General features: G+C 60.1%; 20 protein-coding genes. 7 read left to right on the top strand and 13 right to left on the bottom strand.

Annotated elements, in window-relative coordinates; translation table 11 throughout:
- The first annotated feature begins 16 nt into the window (after positions 1 to 16).
- Positions 17 to 1,033, top strand: a complete 1,017-nt coding sequence (locus AC1DJO_RS14000; protein ID WP_112385020.1) for a class I SAM-dependent methyltransferase — start codon at positions 17 to 19, stop codon at positions 1,031 to 1,033.
- Between the two features lie 6 nt (positions 1,034 to 1,039).
- Here AC1DJO_RS14000 and AC1DJO_RS13995 read toward each other — a convergent pair whose 3' ends face one another.
- From AC1DJO_RS13995 to fabA, 5 genes are all read right to left on the bottom strand, one after another.
- Positions 1,040 to 1,435, bottom strand: coding sequence for a type II toxin-antitoxin system HicB family antitoxin (locus AC1DJO_RS13995; RefSeq protein ID WP_477971177.1), 396 nt, complete (start codon positions 1,433 to 1,435; stop codon positions 1,040 to 1,042).
- Positions 1,436 to 1,445: 10 nt separating this feature from the next.
- Entirely contained in the window at positions 1,446 to 1,628 is a 183-nt protein-coding gene (locus tag AC1DJO_RS13990) for a type II toxin-antitoxin system HicA family toxin (protein WP_477938727.1), read from the bottom strand.
- 104 nt (positions 1,629 to 1,732) lie between these two features.
- Positions 1,733 to 2,539 carry an enoyl-ACP reductase FabI gene (fabI, locus tag AC1DJO_RS13985; protein WP_477971175.1) on the bottom strand — a complete coding sequence of 269 codons (807 nt, stop codon included), beginning with the start codon at positions 2,537 to 2,539 and terminating at the stop codon, positions 1,733 to 1,735.
- A gap of 4 nt (positions 2,540 to 2,543) precedes the next feature.
- Entirely contained in the window at positions 2,544 to 3,767 is a 1,224-nt protein-coding gene (gene fabB / locus AC1DJO_RS13980) for a beta-ketoacyl-ACP synthase I (RefSeq protein ID WP_477971173.1), read from the bottom strand.
- 52 nt (positions 3,768 to 3,819) lie between these two features.
- Positions 3,820 to 4,326 (bottom strand): 3-hydroxyacyl-[acyl-carrier-protein] dehydratase FabA, encoded by a 507-nt coding sequence (gene fabA / locus AC1DJO_RS13975; protein ID WP_112385023.1) that lies wholly within the window; start codon positions 4,324 to 4,326, stop codon positions 3,820 to 3,822.
- Positions 4,327 to 4,625: 299 nt separating this feature from the next.
- On the opposite strand from fabA, the gene irrA reads away from it, so the two are divergent.
- A complete protein-coding gene (gene irrA, locus AC1DJO_RS13970; RefSeq protein ID WP_477971171.1) occupies positions 4,626 to 5,045 on the top strand; it encodes an iron response transcriptional regulator IrrA in 420 nt (139 codons plus the stop codon).
- A gap of 2 nt (positions 5,046 to 5,047) precedes the next feature.
- Here the strand turns inward: irrA and AC1DJO_RS13965 are convergent, their stop codons facing one another.
- A complete protein-coding gene (locus AC1DJO_RS13965) occupies positions 5,048 to 5,683 on the bottom strand; it encodes a trimeric intracellular cation channel family protein (RefSeq protein ID WP_112514278.1) in 636 nt (211 codons plus the stop codon).
- Between the two features lie 120 nt (positions 5,684 to 5,803).
- Between AC1DJO_RS13965 and AC1DJO_RS13960 the strand changes: the two genes are divergently transcribed.
- Positions 5,804 to 6,274, top strand: coding sequence for a hypothetical protein (locus tag AC1DJO_RS13960; RefSeq protein ID WP_112385026.1), 471 nt, complete (start codon positions 5,804 to 5,806; stop codon positions 6,272 to 6,274).
- Between the two features lie 3 nt (positions 6,275 to 6,277).
- Here AC1DJO_RS13960 and AC1DJO_RS13955 read toward each other — a convergent pair whose 3' ends face one another.
- The gene (locus AC1DJO_RS13955; RefSeq protein ID WP_477971169.1) at positions 6,278 to 7,066 is read right to left on the bottom strand and encodes a YdcF family protein; all 789 of its coding nucleotides are present in this window, start codon (positions 7,064 to 7,066) and stop codon (positions 6,278 to 6,280) included.
- Positions 7,067 to 7,189: 123 nt separating this feature from the next.
- Entirely contained in the window at positions 7,190 to 7,390 is a 201-nt protein-coding gene (locus AC1DJO_RS13950) for a hypothetical protein (RefSeq protein WP_112385028.1), read from the bottom strand.
- Positions 7,391 to 7,569: 179 nt separating this feature from the next.
- Between AC1DJO_RS13950 and AC1DJO_RS13945 the strand changes: the two genes are divergently transcribed.
- The gene (locus tag AC1DJO_RS13945) at positions 7,570 to 8,373 is read left to right on the top strand and encodes a helix-turn-helix domain-containing protein (RefSeq protein ID WP_112385029.1); all 804 of its coding nucleotides are present in this window, start codon (positions 7,570 to 7,572) and stop codon (positions 8,371 to 8,373) included.
- On the opposite strand, the gene AC1DJO_RS13940 is transcribed toward AC1DJO_RS13945, so the two are convergent.
- Positions 8,370 to 8,588: a hypothetical protein gene (locus tag AC1DJO_RS13940; RefSeq protein ID WP_112385030.1), complete on the bottom strand. Its 219-nt coding sequence runs from the start codon at positions 8,586 to 8,588 to the stop codon at positions 8,370 to 8,372. The two genes, AC1DJO_RS13945 and AC1DJO_RS13940, sit on opposite strands and share 4 nt — an antisense overlap.
- Before the next feature lie 397 nt (positions 8,589 to 8,985).
- On the opposite strand from AC1DJO_RS13940, the gene AC1DJO_RS13935 reads away from it, so the two are divergent.
- On the top strand, positions 8,986 to 10,029 hold the full coding sequence (locus tag AC1DJO_RS13935) for a SagB/ThcOx family dehydrogenase (RefSeq protein ID WP_477971166.1): 1,044 nt from the start codon (positions 8,986 to 8,988) through the stop codon (positions 10,027 to 10,029).
- 104 nt (positions 10,030 to 10,133) lie between these two features.
- Positions 10,134 to 10,487 carry a helix-turn-helix domain-containing protein gene (locus AC1DJO_RS13930; RefSeq protein WP_112385032.1) on the top strand — a complete coding sequence of 118 codons (354 nt, stop codon included), beginning with the start codon at positions 10,134 to 10,136 and terminating at the stop codon, positions 10,485 to 10,487.
- 78 nt (positions 10,488 to 10,565) lie between these two features.
- Here the strand turns inward: AC1DJO_RS13930 and AC1DJO_RS13925 are convergent, their stop codons facing one another.
- On the bottom strand, positions 10,566 to 10,772 hold the full coding sequence (locus AC1DJO_RS13925; protein ID WP_112385033.1) for a hypothetical protein: 207 nt from the start codon (positions 10,770 to 10,772) through the stop codon (positions 10,566 to 10,568).
- Between the two features lie 197 nt (positions 10,773 to 10,969).
- The gene (locus tag AC1DJO_RS13920) at positions 10,970 to 11,953 is read right to left on the bottom strand and encodes an oxidoreductase (RefSeq protein ID WP_477971164.1); all 984 of its coding nucleotides are present in this window, start codon (positions 11,951 to 11,953) and stop codon (positions 10,970 to 10,972) included.
- A gap of 94 nt (positions 11,954 to 12,047) precedes the next feature.
- Between AC1DJO_RS13920 and AC1DJO_RS13915 the strand changes: the two genes are divergently transcribed.
- Positions 12,048 to 12,968, top strand: coding sequence for an AraC family transcriptional regulator (locus AC1DJO_RS13915; RefSeq protein WP_477971162.1), 921 nt, complete (start codon positions 12,048 to 12,050; stop codon positions 12,966 to 12,968).
- 58 nt (positions 12,969 to 13,026) lie between these two features.
- Here the strand turns inward: AC1DJO_RS13915 and dnaJ are convergent, their stop codons facing one another.
- Together dnaJ and dnaK are read right to left on the bottom strand one after the other, a co-directional pair.
- Positions 13,027 to 14,163 carry a molecular chaperone DnaJ gene (gene dnaJ, locus AC1DJO_RS13910; RefSeq protein WP_112385036.1) on the bottom strand — a complete coding sequence of 379 codons (1,137 nt, stop codon included), beginning with the start codon at positions 14,161 to 14,163 and terminating at the stop codon, positions 13,027 to 13,029.
- 78 nt (positions 14,164 to 14,241) lie between these two features.
- On the bottom strand, positions 14,242 to 16,152 hold the full coding sequence (dnaK, locus tag AC1DJO_RS13905) for a molecular chaperone DnaK (RefSeq protein WP_477971160.1): 1,911 nt from the start codon (positions 16,150 to 16,152) through the stop codon (positions 14,242 to 14,244).
- Positions 16,153 to 16,196 lie beyond the last annotated feature (44 nt).

Here is a 16,196-nt window from a genome sequence, read left to right as displayed (position 1 = left end):
AAGACGAGATGAGCCCATGAGCCGCGAAACGCTGAAAACCCTGTTCCACCCCTTTGCCAGCGGCACCGTCGATGCGCCGGGCGAGGGGCAGCGCGTGCTGTTCTTGGGCGCCGAGGCAGGCTTTGCCTTGCCGGAGGGCTTTGCCGCCTCGCTGAGCGCCGTACAGGGCTTCCGTCCGCTATATCGGCAGCTGCAGGCACAGCGCATCGAAACAACGCCTGAGATCGAAGGCGAGGACTATGACGCGGCCTTGGTCCTCTGCACCAAGCACAAGGGTGAGAACGAGGCGAATATCGCCGCCGCCCTGTCGCGCGTGAAATCAGGCGGCCTGATTGTCGTTGCCGGTGGCAAGGAAGACGGCATCCAGCCGCTGCGCAAGCGCATGGACGGCTTCGGTTTCGATATCGAGCACATGCCGAAATATCACGGCGTCGCCTTCTGGTTCGTCCGTCCTGACGATGTCAGCGAAGCCGTGTCAAAATTCGCCAAAGCGCCGGTTCGCGTCGACGGCCGCTTCATCGCCTCGCCGGGAATGTTCTCGCATGACCGGATCGACGATGGTTCCGAGCTGCTCGCCTCGCGCCTGCCGACCGATTTCACCGGCGATGCCGCCGATTTCGGCGCCGGCTGGGGCTATCTCTCCGCCGAACTCATCGCGCATTCACCGAAGCTCGCACGTATCGACCTCTACGAGGCCAACCACGCCTCGCTGGAGGCCGCCAAGGACAATCTGGCAGAGAATTGCCCGAACGCACCGGCGCGCTTCTTCTGGCACGATCTGGCAGGCGAACCGGTCAAGGACAAGTACGACCTCGTCATCATGAACCCGCCCTTCCATGAAGGCCACGCAGCCGAGCCTTCGCTCGGCCAGGCGATGATCAAGACCGCAGCTTCGGCGCTGCGCGGCGGCGGCCGCCTGCTCATCGTCGCCAACCGCGGCCTGCCTTATGAGCCGGTGCTGGCAGCCAATTTCCGGGAAAGCGGCGAAACCTGCCGCAACGCTCGCTTCAAGGTTCTCTGGGCGAAGAAGTAAGCCGCGTCACGCGGCTTCGATTTCCTTGCGAGCAGCGCTCGCAAGAAAGGCCGAGCGGGTCAGCCCGCGCTCTTTGGCGGCAGCGTCGATCGCATCGAGCATGCCCTTTTCGAACGTGACGTTGGCACGCACGATCCGTGTCTCGTCTTCGATGAAGGGAATACGCGTCAGGAACGCGCCCGCCGCGAGCTGCTCTCGCACATCCGCACGGCTGGAAATGGTGTCGAAAGACGACGGGACGGGAAGTGTCTCGTCTTCGGCCCAAAGCCGCAGCGCCTCGATTGCGTTTGCGGTCAGATCGTCTTCTTCATCGGCGGCGGAAAACACCGACGGCAAGTCAGGGAAGCTGATCCCGAAAGCGCTGTCTTCGTCCTTGTGAACAAGAGCGATGAAATATTTCATCCGTTGATCCTCATGCCCATCCGGCTTGCTTTGCGATTGCCAACGCCGTGCCCGCCGGCAGGTCTTTCTTCGGGTGCGGCACGATGATCGTCCGGTCGCCTTTCCGGAATTTGTGATGCGATCCTTTTACGGAAACGAGCTCGAACCCATCGCGTTTGAGACGCGCAATGATCTCTCTGCTGTTTCGCTCCATGCGCGCTCCCATCCCGAAGGCAATATATGCCGCAGGGCCGAAAACAGCAAGGGCGTGCGCATCATGATGCGCACGCCCTTGAGGGGTCTGATTGAAATCTGATCTTACTCGACGTCGGCGGTCCGAAGTGCGTCCAGCGTCGGCATCGAGGTGATGTTGAAGCCTGCGTCGACGAAGTGGATTTCGCCGGTGACGCCGGCCGACATGTCAGACAGCAGGTAAAGTGCCGAATTGCCGACATGGTCGATGCTGACGGTCTTGCGCAGCGGCGCGTTCCGCTGGTTCCACGACAGAATCGCGCGGGCGTCGGAAATGCCGGCGCCGGCGAGTGTGCGGATCGGACCAGCGGAGATCGCGTTGACGCGGATGCCCTTCGGGCCGTAGTCGGCGGCCAGATAGCGCACGGAGGCCTCAAGAGCCGCCTTGGCGACACCCATGACATTGTAGTTCGGGATGACACGGGTGGACCCGTTATAGGTCAGCGTCAGCATCGAGCCGCCGTCGGCCATCAGCGGCGCGCAGCGCTTGGCGATCTCGGTGAAGGAGAAACAGGAGATCACCATCGTGCGGCTGAAATTGTCGCGCGTGGTGTCGGCATAGAGGCCCTTCAGCTCATTCTTGTCCGAGAAACCGATAGCGTGAACGATGAAGTCCAGCTTGCCCCAGCGCTCCTTGATCGATTCGACCACGGCATCGACCGATGCGGTATCCTCGACATCGCAAGGCAGCACGAAATCCGAGCCGGTTTCGGCTGCGAGCGGCTTGACCCGCTTGCCGAGCGCCTCACCCTGGAAGGTGAAGGCGAGCTCCGCGCCCTGCGCCGCCAGCGCCTTTGAAATGCCCCAGGCAATCGAATGGTTGTTTGCGACGCCCATGATGAGGCCGCGCTTACCCTGCATGATTCCCGTCATGGTATTATCCGTTGTAGCGCTGGAAGACGAGCGTAGCGTTGGTGCCGCCGAAGCCGAAGGAGTTGGAAAGGGCAATGTCGATCTTGGCGTCGTCGATGCGCTTGCGAACGATCGGCACGCCGTCGAATTCAGGGTCGAGTTCCCTGATATGGGCGCTCTCGCCGATAAAGCCGGCCTGCATCATCAGCAGCGAATAGATCGATTCCTGAACGCCAGCGGCGCCGAGCGAGTGACCCGTCAGCGACTTGGTCGACTGGATGTGCGGGATCTTGTCGCCGAAGACTTCGCGGATCGCGCCGATTTCCTTCGAGTCGCCAACCGGCGTCGAGGTGCCATGCGTGTTGACGTAATCGACGTCGCCCTTCACCGTTGCCAGCGCCTGGCGCATGCAGCGGATCGCGCCTTCGCCCGACGGAGCGACCATGTCGTAACCATCGGAGGTCGCGCCATAGCCGACGATTTCAGCGTAGATCTTGGCGCCGCGGGCCTTGGCATGCTCGAGTTCTTCGAGAACCAGGACGCCTGCGCCACCGGCGATGACGAAGCCGTCGCGGCTGACGTCATAGGCGCGCGAAGCGGTATCCGGCGTGTCGTTGTACTTGGAAGACATCGCGCCCATGGCGTCGAAGAGGTTCGACATCGTCCAGTCGAGGTCTTCGTGACCGCCGGCGAACATGATGTCCTGCTTGCCCCACTGGATCATCTCTGCGGCATTGCCAATGCAATGTGCCGAGGTCGAGCAGGCCGACGAGATCGAGTAGTTGACGCCGTGGATCTTGAACCAGGTGGCGAGCGTCGCCGAAGCCGTCGAGGACATCGCCTTCGGAACGGCAAACGGGCCGATGCGCTTCGGGCTGTTGTTCTTGATGGTGATGTCGGCGGCTTCGATCAGCGTGCGGGTGGACGGGCCGCCCGAACCCATGATGATGCCGGTGCGCTCGTTGCCGCCGATATCGGCGTCTTCGAGGCCGGAATCGGCGATCGCCTGTTTCATGGCGACGTGGTTCCACATGCCGCCCTGCGATAGGAAGCGAGCCGCGCGGCGATCGACGAGTTCAGTCACGTCGATCTTGGGCGAACCCCAAACCTGGCACTTGAAGCCATGCTCGGCAAAATCGTTGGAAAACGAAATGCCGGACTTGGCTTCGCGCAGCGACGCGGTGACTTCCTGTGCATCATTACCGATGGAAGAAACGATACCCAGACCTGTGACAACTACCCGTCTCATGTCGATGACCTCTTCTATAACGTCTTTGTATTTGGAGCGGTCTTGCCGCGGTTCAGGCTTTCGACAGGCCGACGCGCAGGTCGCTCGCCTGGTAGATCACTTCGCCGTCGGCCTTCAGCCAGCCATCGGCAGTGCCGAGGACGAGGCGGCCGCGCATGACGCGCTTGAAGTCGATGCCGTATTCGAGAAGCTTGGTTTCCGGACGGACCATGCCCTTGAACTTCACTTCGCCGGTGGAGAGCGCCATGCCGCGGCCGGGCTCACCGAGCCAGCCGAGGAAGAAGCCCGTCAGCTGCCACATGCCGTCAAGGCCGAGGCAACCCGGCATGATCGGGTTACCCTGGAAGTGGCAGGGGAAATACCAGTCGTCGGGGCGCACGTCATATTCGGCGCGAATGTAACCCTTGTCGAACGCTCCGCCGGTTTCGGAGATATCGGTAATGCGGTGGACCATCAGCATCGGCGGCAAGGGAAGCTGCGCATTGCCGGGGCCAAACAGCTCGCCACGGCCGCAGGACAGGATTTCCTCATAGTTGAAGCTGGATTGTCTCGTCGTCATGAAAAGTCTGGGTCCCCCGCAACGTGCTGATGGATTGAGTGTTAGTCCAAGTTCTTCGGAAAATGAAGCATAAGCATGGCTGCCTCCCATTCCGCGCCGGACCAGCGATCTGCCTTATTTGGTGGTCGCATACAGGAAGGCCAAGGCCGCGACCAGACCTAAATGCGCCAAAGGCCGGATTTTAAGGCATTTCCGCCCCTATTGTCCCCATTGAAACTATTGAAAGGCTTTTGCGCAAAAGTTATATGGCTTAGGAAACTTGATTAGTTGATGCTAGAATTAAACGGAGTTCTTCCTTCATGGCGGCTGAAGTCCCGATCGGTATCGAAGCGAGACTGCGCAGCGCCGGCCTTCGCCCGACGCGCCAGCGCGTTGCCCTCGGTGATCTGCTGTTCGCCAAAGGCGATCGTCACCTGACCGTCGAAGAACTGCACGAGGAAGCCGTGGTGGCCGGTGTGCCGGTATCGCTGGCGACCGTCTACAACACGCTGCACCAGTTTACCGAGGCCGGCATGATCCGCGTTCTCGCGGTCGAAAGCGCCAAGACCTATTTCGATACAAACGTCTCCGATCACCATCATTTCTTTGTCGAGGGTGAAAACGACGTTCTGGATATCCCGGTCAGCAATCTCACCATCGGCAATCTGCCGGAGCCGCCTGAGGGCATGGAAATCGCCCATGTCGACGTGGTGATCCGCCTGCGCCCGAAGAGCCGCTGATCTCACATCACATCATCAGGATGCCGGCCAGGCCTGTGCTTGTAGGTCGGGAAGGTCCATCCGAACCACAGCGCGCCGCCGCGGATTGCGAAGGCCGCGGCTGCGCCGAGCGCTGATGCCGCATAGAGCGGCACGCCGAATTCCGTCGCACCGGTAAAGACGCCGGCACCGATCAGCGCCGCAGTGATGTAGATTTCCGGCCGCAGCAGTACGGAAGGCTCGTTTGCCATCAGATCGCGCAGCACGCCGCCGAAGGTCGCCGTCAGTGTTCCCGTTACTATCGCGATCGTCGGCGACCCTGTCGCCGCCAATCCCTTCGCCGCGCCCATGACGCAATAGGCTGACAGCCCGATGGCATCGAGCCAGATCAGCAGCCGGTAACGGGATTCGACAAGGTGGGCGGTGAAAAACACCACCACGCCGGTGACGCAGCAGATGACGATATAGGCCGGGTTCAGCACCCAGAACACCGGAACGCGGCCGAGCACGATATCGCGCACCGTACCGCCGCCGATGCCGGTCACGGTCGCGAAGAACAGGAAGCCGATGAGATCAAGCTGCTTGCGTGAGGCGGCAAGCGCGCCAGTTGCCGCAAATAGCGCAATGCCTGCATAATCGAGATAGACGAGCAGCGACATCAGAAGTCCTTGGAGCGGCGGATCGTGCCGAGACTGAATCACGGCGGCAAGGGCGGCGCAAGGCGGGGCGTTCAGAATGCGCGACTGTCAACGCCCTTATCCGCCAGAAAGAGGAAAGCCGTGAAAGCGCTTCTCATCGCCGTCAATCTCGTTGCGCTGCTCGTGGTTCCGGCCGCCGCCTTCGCCCAGCAGTCGCTGCTCTCCGATCCGGAGATCTACGAGAAGAAGCACTTCACCGAGCAGTGCACCAAAGCCGAATTCGGCGAGGGCTACGTCAAACGCCTCGATATCAACAACGATGGCCTCATCGATGCGGTCGTCAATGAAGGCGAGCTGACCTGCGACGGCGAGAAGGGCCCGCAGTGCAACGACGACGGCTGCCCCTACAATTTCTATCTCCAGGTCGCCGAAGGCGGCTACTTCATGATCGCCACGGCGCAGATCTATGGCTACGATTTCGTCCAGCGCTTCGGCAACATGGTACTGGCCATGAAGATGCATCCACGCTTCTGCGACCGCACTGAGGGTGACCCCTGCATCGTCACGGCCCGCGTCCGCGGCACCAAGTTCGTCACCATCTCGAAGAAATAGCGGTTATCGAGGATAGACCTCCGACGTTCGCCCCGCCAGATAATAGCCCACGAGGCCAAACCATTCGCGCACCGCGGTCGAAGTGTTCTGGGCGTTGAGGCTCGGCTGGGTAAAGTCGATGCTGGGGCGGACCTCGCCGTCCGTCCGGAAATCGGTGGGCCAGGGCGTGACGTCGATGCCGAGCTTGCGGAAAATGCCGACGGACCGTGGCATGTGATATCCGGAGGTGATCAGCAGGCAGTTCGAAAGTCCGTTCTGTGCAAGCAGATCCTTGGTGTTCATCGCGTTCTCGAAGGTCGTGCGCGAAGCTGTCTCCTCCACCAGCCGCTCGCGCGGTACGCCGAACAACGGGAAAAAGCGCGTCGACACGGCGGCATCGCCTTCGTAGGTGCCTGAAATCGAGCCATCTCCGCCCGAAATCAGGATGCGCGACTGCGGGAATTTCTGTGCCAGTCTCAGCGCTTCTATAAAGCGGTCTGCCGCGGCACTGAATTCGATCCCGTGGCGGGCGGTGTTGACCTCGCTCTCGAAGGCACCGCCAAGCACGATCATGCATTGCAGGCTTTCCGGGTCCTGTGCGGGTTTGGGGAAACGGTTTTCCAAGCCTTGCAGCAGATAATTGCCGACCGTCGTATAAAGCGTCACGAACAGCACGACGGCGCTAAGCCCGGAGAGCAATAGTGCGCTTTTGCGCAGCCGGAGCGCCAGGGCCAGGAGCCCGAGAACGATAAGGAAGAAGGCAACGGACAGCGGCTGGCCGAAAACCCAGACAAGCTTGGAGAAGATAAACACGAAATGCTCCCGGTATCGAACTGGGCAGCATCCTATGCGATTCGGCTTCCAGGAAAACGACCGCCGTTAGCGGGACTGGCGCGTCACTGCGGTAAGCGGAAAAATCAATGTCCATTCAATTATTTAGTGGAAAGGAGGAGAGATCATCCGCAGCTGTTTCTCTGTCTCTACGACGGCGCGCTCAATCCAGTAAAGAATTTCGGGCTGATGATTAATATTTAAGCGGAGCGCCGCGAGCCCATCAAGTATCGAGGAAAGATTTCGCTGCGTTTCATCGGCTGCGATGCTGGGCAAGGCGTCAGGCAATTCAATGTCGAATTTCATTGCGGCGATCGTGCCTCCATCGGGCGGCAAACTCTTTTTGTTTCCGGCGAAAATTACCTATCGTTACGCAGCCGTCTGTCAATCGGATCAGCCCTTAAATTGTGGCCTATCCCCCTTTGTGTTCCGCTTGGCTTGCGGCTAGTTTGAGCGCGACTCATCTCCTGAAAGCCATTGCGGACATGTCTGCACTTGAGAATTTTGCCGAAAACTTACGGCGGCTCTGCCTCGCAAAGGCGGGCAGCATCAGCGCTGCCGCGCGCGGCATGGAAATTGGCCGCTCGCAGATCGAATCCTATCTTCAGGCTCGCCGGGCGCCGGGACGCGCTTCGGTCAAGAAAATCTGTCAGTACCTCGATGTCACCGAGGAAGAAATGTATCAGCGGCCGATTGCCGTCGATCTCGATCACGGCCGTCCCTCGGGCACGCGCGTGCTCTCTGCTGCGCGTGACGCGCTGGAGCCGCTGCTCTTTGCCGATCCGGCCGCCGGGATCGCTCCGGGCCTCTACCATGCCTATATGACGATACCGAGTACGCCCGACAGCCTGCTCTGCGCGGTCGTCGTTATCGCCAAACAGGGCAATGCCACCACCTTCCGCCGGCTGACCAATCGGGCCGTCAAGAAGGGCGAATACTGGTCGCGGTTCACCGGCGATCACAAGGGCATTGTCGTCGAGCGGCTGAACTGCCTGTCCTTTGCTGCCGCAAACCAGATCGGCACCCAAGAGCCGACCCTGATGCGTTTGCGCTGGCTGCCCTTCTCCGACAAGCTGCTCGGCGGCCACTCGATGATCTTTACTCCGGCCGGGCCATCATTCAGCGCTGTGGTCATGGTGCCGCTCAACAGCCGCATCAACTTGCGAACCGCACTGCGGCTCGCCAAGGTCTATCGCACGACCGATGAGGCCGTGCCCCGGATCGTCAGGGATATGATCGTTCAGCAGCGCGCCGACTTCATCTCCGCAGTCACGCGCGACCTCACTTAGTTCAGCGACAGTCCCATATCATGGGTCGCCGCAGCCGGTTCAACGCTGACCCGGTGCGCCTCGATCAATGCCATCGATAGGAGATAGGTCAGCATCGGCTGCTTCGCGCTCCTGCTCTGTGCGATCAGCGTGTTCAGCATGTCGATGGTGTATCCACCGAGGGCATCGTCCAAAGTCAGCTCTTCTTCGGTCTGTACAGTCTTTTTAAGGCCCATTCTGCTTCTCCGGCGGTCCTACCGAATTATTCTCACAGCATGATTGTCATAGTTCTCTTTTTTGGGCTACATAATTCTACGTAAAGACAAAAATAACGAATTTAATTCAGCAATTATCTGTTTTTGACTTTAATTGAAGCAATGCATCACTTTGATGTATCAAAACAATATTTCCGCATTAATTGAATATTTCTGGTTGCTGTTTCATCCTTCGGCCGCGATCAAGGGGATCGTTCATACAACCGTGGAGATGGATCATGCAGAACAAGACGAAGCCGAACCTCAAGGTAACGCCTGTTAAGGCTAAGCCGACGTTTGTCAGCCGCGGCATGATGTTCCGTATTGATTAAGTTCATAAGCGCCTGCTGCGAGCCTCGCGGCAGGCGCATCTGATTCGATGCGCTATCGCTCTTCCCGCACTCTCGTTTTTCATAACGATGGCGACGCCTTCGTCGCCTGCAACTTTCTCACCAAGGCTGTGTTCGAATGCAGCCCTGATCTCCTGGAGTTTCTGCGCGCGCTCGCCTCCTGGAGCGACCGCGCTGCAATCCGCGATCAGGCGCCCGGCTACAGCGCCGAAGAACTGCACGAGACGCTCGCCTCGCTGGTCGAGATGTCGGCACTCATCGAGGAGGGTTCCGCCCTCCACGCGCGTGAAGAGGCCTTCTCCGAAAACTGGAAATGGGGTGTGCCGTCGGCGCTGCTGCATTTCTGCGTTCAGGATCCTGAGTACATGTCGCTGAACGAGGCGGAGGATCTGCAGCGCACGACGCTTGCCACTGAAGGCGAGATCGCGCTCTACAGCCTGAACGCAGACAAGAGCGACGTCATAGCGCTGCCGCCAGCGCTTGGTGGCAACACTTTGCTGCAACTGATGTCGCGCCGCCGGACGCAGCGTCGTGGCCTGCCGCAGGCCGCCAGCATCGGTGTGCTCTCTGAAGCGCTGTTCGCCGGTCTCGGCATTACCGGCAAGGCGCGCAATGCCGTCGTCGAATTGCCGCTGGGCATGACCCCCTCAGGCGGCGCCCGCAATCCCTATGAAGCCTATGTGTTTGCCCGGAATGTCGAAGGGCTCGAGCCCGGCATCTATCACTATTCAGCGCTGGAGCATTCGCTGGCGCGCGTCTCGGCCGCGACGCCCGCATTGTCGGATCTGGTCGGTGGCCAGGAATGGGCCGATACCATGCCCTGCATGATCGTTCTCGTCGCGCACATGGACCGGACCATGTGGAAATACAGCGATGCGAACGCCTACAGGGTGGTGATGATCGAAGCGGGACATATCGGCCAGAACATCATGCTCGCGGCTACCGCGCATGGCATGACAGCCTGCCCGACAGCCGCACTCAGCCATAGCGCGATCTGCGAATTGCTCGAAATTAGCAATCCGGCCCATGCGCCGATCTATGCCCTTACTCTGGGTTGGCCTGACGCAACGTAAAGACCAAAAAAAGTCGGTTGAATTTTGCAACTCGCGGGTTGCGATATTTGAAATACCCGGCATATTATGGTGAGCAAATCGTTTCTAAATGAGGGATCGCTCACGTGCCGGATCCAGTCGATATCCTAGTCGGTCGCAACGTAAGACAATTGCGTGCCAGACGCCGCGTTTCACAGCTGGAATTGGGTGAGGCCCTCGGCCTGACCTTCCAGCAGATTCAGAAATATGAGAAAGGCACGAACCGCGTTTCCGCGAGTAAGCTGCATCAGATCGCCCAGTTTCTGGGGGTCGAAATCTCAGCCCTTTTCGAAGGTGCCGAAACGAGTCAGCCCGAGAAGATCGAGCTGAGCCCGGAGGCCTATCAGCTGGCGCTGCATTACGACAAGCTCCACTCGCCGGCAGGCAAGGAAGCGGTCAAGACTATCCTGACTTTGATGAGCAATGAGACGGCGGCGTAATCCGCCCCAATCGACCGGCGGATATGGGTCACACCGTTTCCCGGTACTTTAGCCCGCCTCACGGCGGGCTTTCTTTTTCTAGTGCCGCTCGCATTCATGCAGCGCTGTCAGCAGCTCGTCCTGCGTATGGTGGCCGGCGTGATAGAGATCGATCGCGATACTGGCGATCGACAGTCCTTGCTGGCTGCGGAGCTTGATGTTTCGCTCTGCGCACCACGAGTAAAGCGCGCCGGCGAGGACATCGACATCATCCGCCGGAGCGGACATGGAAAGTGCTGCGGTCATGTGAAATGCCCTTTGGTTCGTTCCCCAATTCTGTTCAGAAGATTGAAGTGATTTAGAGAACTTGCAAGTCCGTTTCAGGGCCTGCGTTAACGCCGGACATATGGGTATTTCATGCCGTCCCAAAACGGCACGGAAATGGCATCCGTGCCGCTATGGAACGCCTTTGGCCGATTATAGGACGTGTAGCGACCGTGTCTCTACGCCGAAAAGCTGCAGCTTGTCAGCCGCTCGCTGAGCGTCCAGAGCCTTTCGGCTGCCTCGGCATCGCAGGCCCACGGCCAGACCCCGACAGGTCCCGTGTGGCCTTCCCCGACCAGTGGAGATATGTCGCAGTCCTCACAATAGACGCCACCCAGACCGGCGAGCTTAGGGCTGGTCGCGCACCATACCGAGGTGGCCGCACCCTCTTCGACAGTCTTGAAGCTGCGCTGGCTCTCTTCGCTGACGTCCATCCCGCCATCGGCATGGCGGGTGATGCCGAAGGCCTTGAAATCGTCATCGGTCAGATGGCGTACGAGATCCGTGATGATGGCGCCGGGGTGGAGCGAGAACGCACGGACGCCCGACACCTCGCCCCGCCTGTCGAGGCCAAGGGCAAAGAGCGCATTGGCTGTCTTCGACTGGCCATAGGCTTTCCACTTGTCGTATTCGCGGGTCTCGAAGTTCGGATCCGTGAAATCGACAGGTGCAAAGCGGTGCCCCCGTGAGGAGACCGCCACGACCCGTGCGCCGTTCGCCTTCGCGAGCGCCGGCCAGAGGCGCGCGGTGAGCTGGAAATGTCCAAGATGGTTGGCGGAGAACTGGACCTCGTAGCCACGGCTGTCGCGCGTCAGCGGAGAGGCCATGACGCCGGCGCTGTTGATCAGCATATGCAGTGGTCTGCCGCTCGCCAGGAAGCCAGCAGCGAAACGGTCGATCGAAGCCGGATCGAGCAGGTCGAGCGGCGCGAGCTCGACCCCTGCGATACCGGCGAGGTTCGCCTCCGCCTTGGCGGGCGACCTGACCGGGACGACGACCGTTGCACCGGCTTCGCTGAGTGCCCGCGTCGTCTCGACACCGATGCCGGAATAGCCGCCGGTGACGATGGCGATCTTGCCGCCGAGGTCGATCCCGGCCAAGGCGTCTCGCGCTGCCGTTTTGCTACCGAAACCAGAATGGATAGGCTTTTGTTCTGTCGTCATTGACGAACTCCTTTTGAACCACAGCCCGGTATAGATTGCCGAAATGGGATGATCCATGTAAGAAAGTTCCGATTTCTTGCTGGATCGTTCAGAAATGGATCCCCTTTCCGATATCCTTGCGCTATTGCAGCCAAAAAGCGTCGAGACCTATGGCGTCATGTCCGGCGGCGAATGGGCGCTCGACTTTCCGCGCAGCTATGAAGGCATAAAGTTCGGCGCAGTGGCCCGCGGCGGATGTTTTCTAAGGGTCTCCGGCGAACCGGCACCATTTAGGCTGGAGGAGGGCGATTGCTACCTTCTGACCGGGCAGCCCTATTGGCTGGGCAGCGATCTTTCGCTCGCGGGGATCGATGCCCGCACGCTCTTTGTCGATCTGAAGACGCGTGTTGCCCGGCATGGCCCTCATGACGATACGTTCCTGGTCGGTGGCCGCCTGATGTTCGATGCCAGTCATCAGATACTGCTGACCGGCGCACTTCCCGCAGTGATGCATATTCCGGCAGCCGCTGATGAAGCCGCCGTGCTGCGCTGGACGCTGAAACAATTGGCGAAGGAACTGACGGAGCTGCGGCCAGGCGGTCTGCTGATGTCAGAGCATCTCGGCCATATCCTCTTCGTCAATGCGTTGCGTCTGCATATGGCGGCAGAGGGTGAGGTGGCGCCGGGTTGGCTGAAGGGGTTGAACGATCCGCGGATCGGCAGGGCGTTGCGGGCCGTGCATGCCGAACCGGCAAGGCGCTGGACGCTGGAGGTTCTGGCGAAAGAGGCCGGGATGTCGAGAACGGCCTTCGCTCTGCATTTCAAAGCCTTGGTCGGCTGGCCGCCGCTCGATTATCTGCTCCGGTGGCGCATGCGGCTGGCGGCCCGCGCGCTGCTGTCGCTGGAGCGCAACCGCTTGTCCGATATCGCGCTATCTGTCGGCTACGAGTCCGAAAGCGCCTTCAGCGCGGCTTTCAAGCGCGCCATGGGCTGCGCGCCGAAGCACTATCAGGGTAGGGCGAAACAACCTGCGTAGTACGAAAAAAGCCGGTGGAGCTACCACCGGCTTTTCTTTGTCTTCGCGAAGTGCTTGCTCAGCCCTCGAAAAATTCCTTCATCCGGGCAAAAAAGCCCGTCGATTCAGGATTGTTCTCTTTCGAGGAGAGCTGCTCGAATTCCTGCAGCAGCTCGCGCTGGCGCTTGGAGAGCTTCTGCGGCGTCTCGATCTGGATCTGGATGTAGAGATCACCCGTCTGGCTGGAGCGCAGCACCGGCATGCCCTTGGCCTTCAAGCGGAACTGTTTACCCGCCTGCGTACCTTCAGGAACGGTAACGCGCGACTTGGTGCCGTCGAGCGTCGCCACATCGAAAGTGCCGCCAAGTGCTGCCGTCGTCATCGAGATCGGTACGGCGCAATAGAGATCGGCTCCATCGCGCTGATAGAACTCATGCGGCTTGACCGACAGGAAGATATAGAGGTCGCCCGCAGGCCCGCCACGCGTGCCTGCCTCGCCTTCGCCCTGCAGGCGGATGCGGGTGCCGTCTTCGATACCGGCCGGGATGTTCACCGAGAGCGAACGCTCTTCCGTCACGCGGCCCTGGCCATGGCATTTGGTGCAGGGATCGGGAATGATCGTGCCGCGGCCATGACAGGTCGGGCAGGTGCGCTCGATCGAGAAGAAGCCCTGAGCTGCACGCACACGGCCTGAACCCTGACAGGTGCCACAGGTCTTCGGCTGCGTGCCCGGCTTGGCGCCCGAACCCGAACAGACATCGCAGGTGATCGACGTCGGAACGCGGATCTGCGCCGTCTTGCCGGAGAAGGATTCTTCCAGCGTGATTTCCATGTTGTAGCGAAGGTCGGCGCCGCGCTCGCGGCCACCCGAAGAGCGCTGCCGTCCGCGGCCGCCGCCCATCATCTCGCCGAAAATATCCTCGAAGATATCGGAGAAACCGCCGCCGCCGGCAAAACCGCCACCGCCGCCGCCAGGCCCCATGCCGCCATGTTCGAAGGCTGCATGGCCATAGCGATCGTAGGCCGCGCGTTTCTGCGGGTCCTTGAGCGTCTCGTAGGCTTCGTTGATTTCCTTGAACTTGACTTCGGCGCTCTTATCGTCCGGATTCTTGTCCGGATGATACTTCATGGCCAGCTTGCGGAAGGCGCTTTTCAGCTCTTTCTCATCCGCCGTTTTGGCGACGCCCAGAGTTTCGTAAAAGTCCGCTTTTGCCAATTTAAACCCCGGAAATGGATTTCCGGCTGCCGTCAGGCAGCCGGATCACAGTGTTTAGCATAACCGCTTTGCCGCGGATTACGCGGACTTCTTGCGGTCGTCGTCTTTGACTTCTTCGTAGTCGGCATCGACGACGTTGTCATCACCCGCGGAAGCATCAGCCGTGCCCGCTTCAGCCTGCTGCGATTCGTAAATCGCCTGGCCGAGCTTCATGGAAACTTCCATGAGCGTCTGGGTCTTCGCCTTGATGTCTTCGGCATCCGGCTCGGTTGCTTCGATCGAAGACTTCAGCGCAGCGATCGCGTCGGAGATCGCGGTGCGGTCGGCTTCCGAAACCTTGTCACCGTAATCCTTCAGCGACTTTTCGCTGGAGTGAACAAGGCTTTCGGCCTGGTTCTTCGCTTCTACGGCTTCGCGGCGCTTCTTGTCGGCTTCGGCATTGGCTTCAGCGTCCTTGACCATCTTCTCGATGTCGGCGTCGGAGAGACCACCAGAAGCCTGGATGCGGATCTGCTGTTCCTTGCCGGTGCCCTTGTCCTTGGCCGAAACCTGCACGATACCGTTCGCGTCGATATCGAAGGTGACTTCGATCTGCGGAACGCCACGCGGTGCTGGCGGCAGGCCGACGAGGTCGAACTGACCGAGCAGCTTGTTGTCCTGAGCCATTTCGCGCTCGCCCTGCGAAACGCGGATGGTGACGGCCTGCTGGTTGTCGTCAGCGGTCGAGAAGGTCTGGCTCTTCTTGGTCGGGATCGTGGTGTTACGCTCGATCAGACGGGTGAAGACGCCGCCGAGGGTTTCGATACCGAGAGACAGCGGGGTCACGTCGAGAAGCAGAACGTCCTTGACGTCGCCCTGAAGAACACCGGCCTGGATGGCAGCGCCGAGTGCGACGACTTCATCCGGGTTGACGCCCTTGTGCGGCTCCTTGCCGAACAGCTGCTTGACGACTTCCTGCACCTTCGGCATGCGGCTCATGCCGCCGACGAGAACGACTTCGTCGATCTCGGCTGGGGTGACGCCGGCATCCTTCAGCGCTGCCTTGCACGGTGCGATCGTGCGCTGAACGAGATCGTCGACCAGGCTTTCGAACTTGGCGCGGGTCAGCTTCAGCGTCAGGTGCTTCGGACCGGAAGAATCGGCGGTGATGAACGGCAGGTTGATTTCGGTCTGCTGCGAGGACGACAGTTCGATCTTGGCCTTTTCGGCAGCTTCCTTGAGGCGCTGCAGGGCAAGCTTGTCGTTCTTCAGGTCGATGCCCTGATCCTTCTTGAACTCATTGGCAAGATATTCGACAAGACGCATGTCGAAGTCTTCACCACCGAGGAAGGTGTCGCCGTTCGTCGACTTCACTTCGAAGACGCCGTCGCCGATTTCGAGAACCGAGATATCGAAGGTACCGCCACCCAAGTCGTAAACGGCGATCGTCTTGCCGTCCTTCTTGTCGAGACCGTAGGCGAGTGCTGCTGCCGTCGGCTCGTTGATGATGCGCAGAACTTCGAGACCGGCGATGCGGCCGGCATCCTTGGTTGCCTGGCGCTGGGCGTCGTTGAAGTAGGCCGGAACGGTGATGACGGCTTTTTCGACCTTTTCACCGAGGTAGGATTCGGCGGTTTCCTTCATCTTCTGAAGGATCATCGCGGAAATCTGTGCGGGCGAATAGCCCTTGCCCTGAGCTTCGACCCAGGCGTCGCCATTGTCGCCGTTGACGATCTCGAAGGGAACGAGGCCCTTGTCCTTTGCAACGGTCGGATCATCGTAGCGGCGGCCGATCAGGCGCTTCACTGCGAAGAGGGTGTTCGTGGGGTTGGTGACGGCCTGGCGCTTTGCCGGCTGGCCAACGAGGCGTTCGCCATCATCGGAGAATGYCACCATGGAAGGGGTCGTACGCGCGCCTTCCGCATTTTCAATGACCTTCGCGTCCTTGCCGTCCATGACAGCGACGCAGGAATTTGTCGTTCCGAGGTCGATACCGATTACTTTTGCCATGTCATTTACTCCTTGAAGCAAGCTGTCGGAACCCTTGGTTAAGG

It is taken from the genome of Rhizobium sp. 05N430, from assembly GCF_056396985.1.
This window is presented reverse-complemented; position numbering and strand designations above follow the sequence as displayed.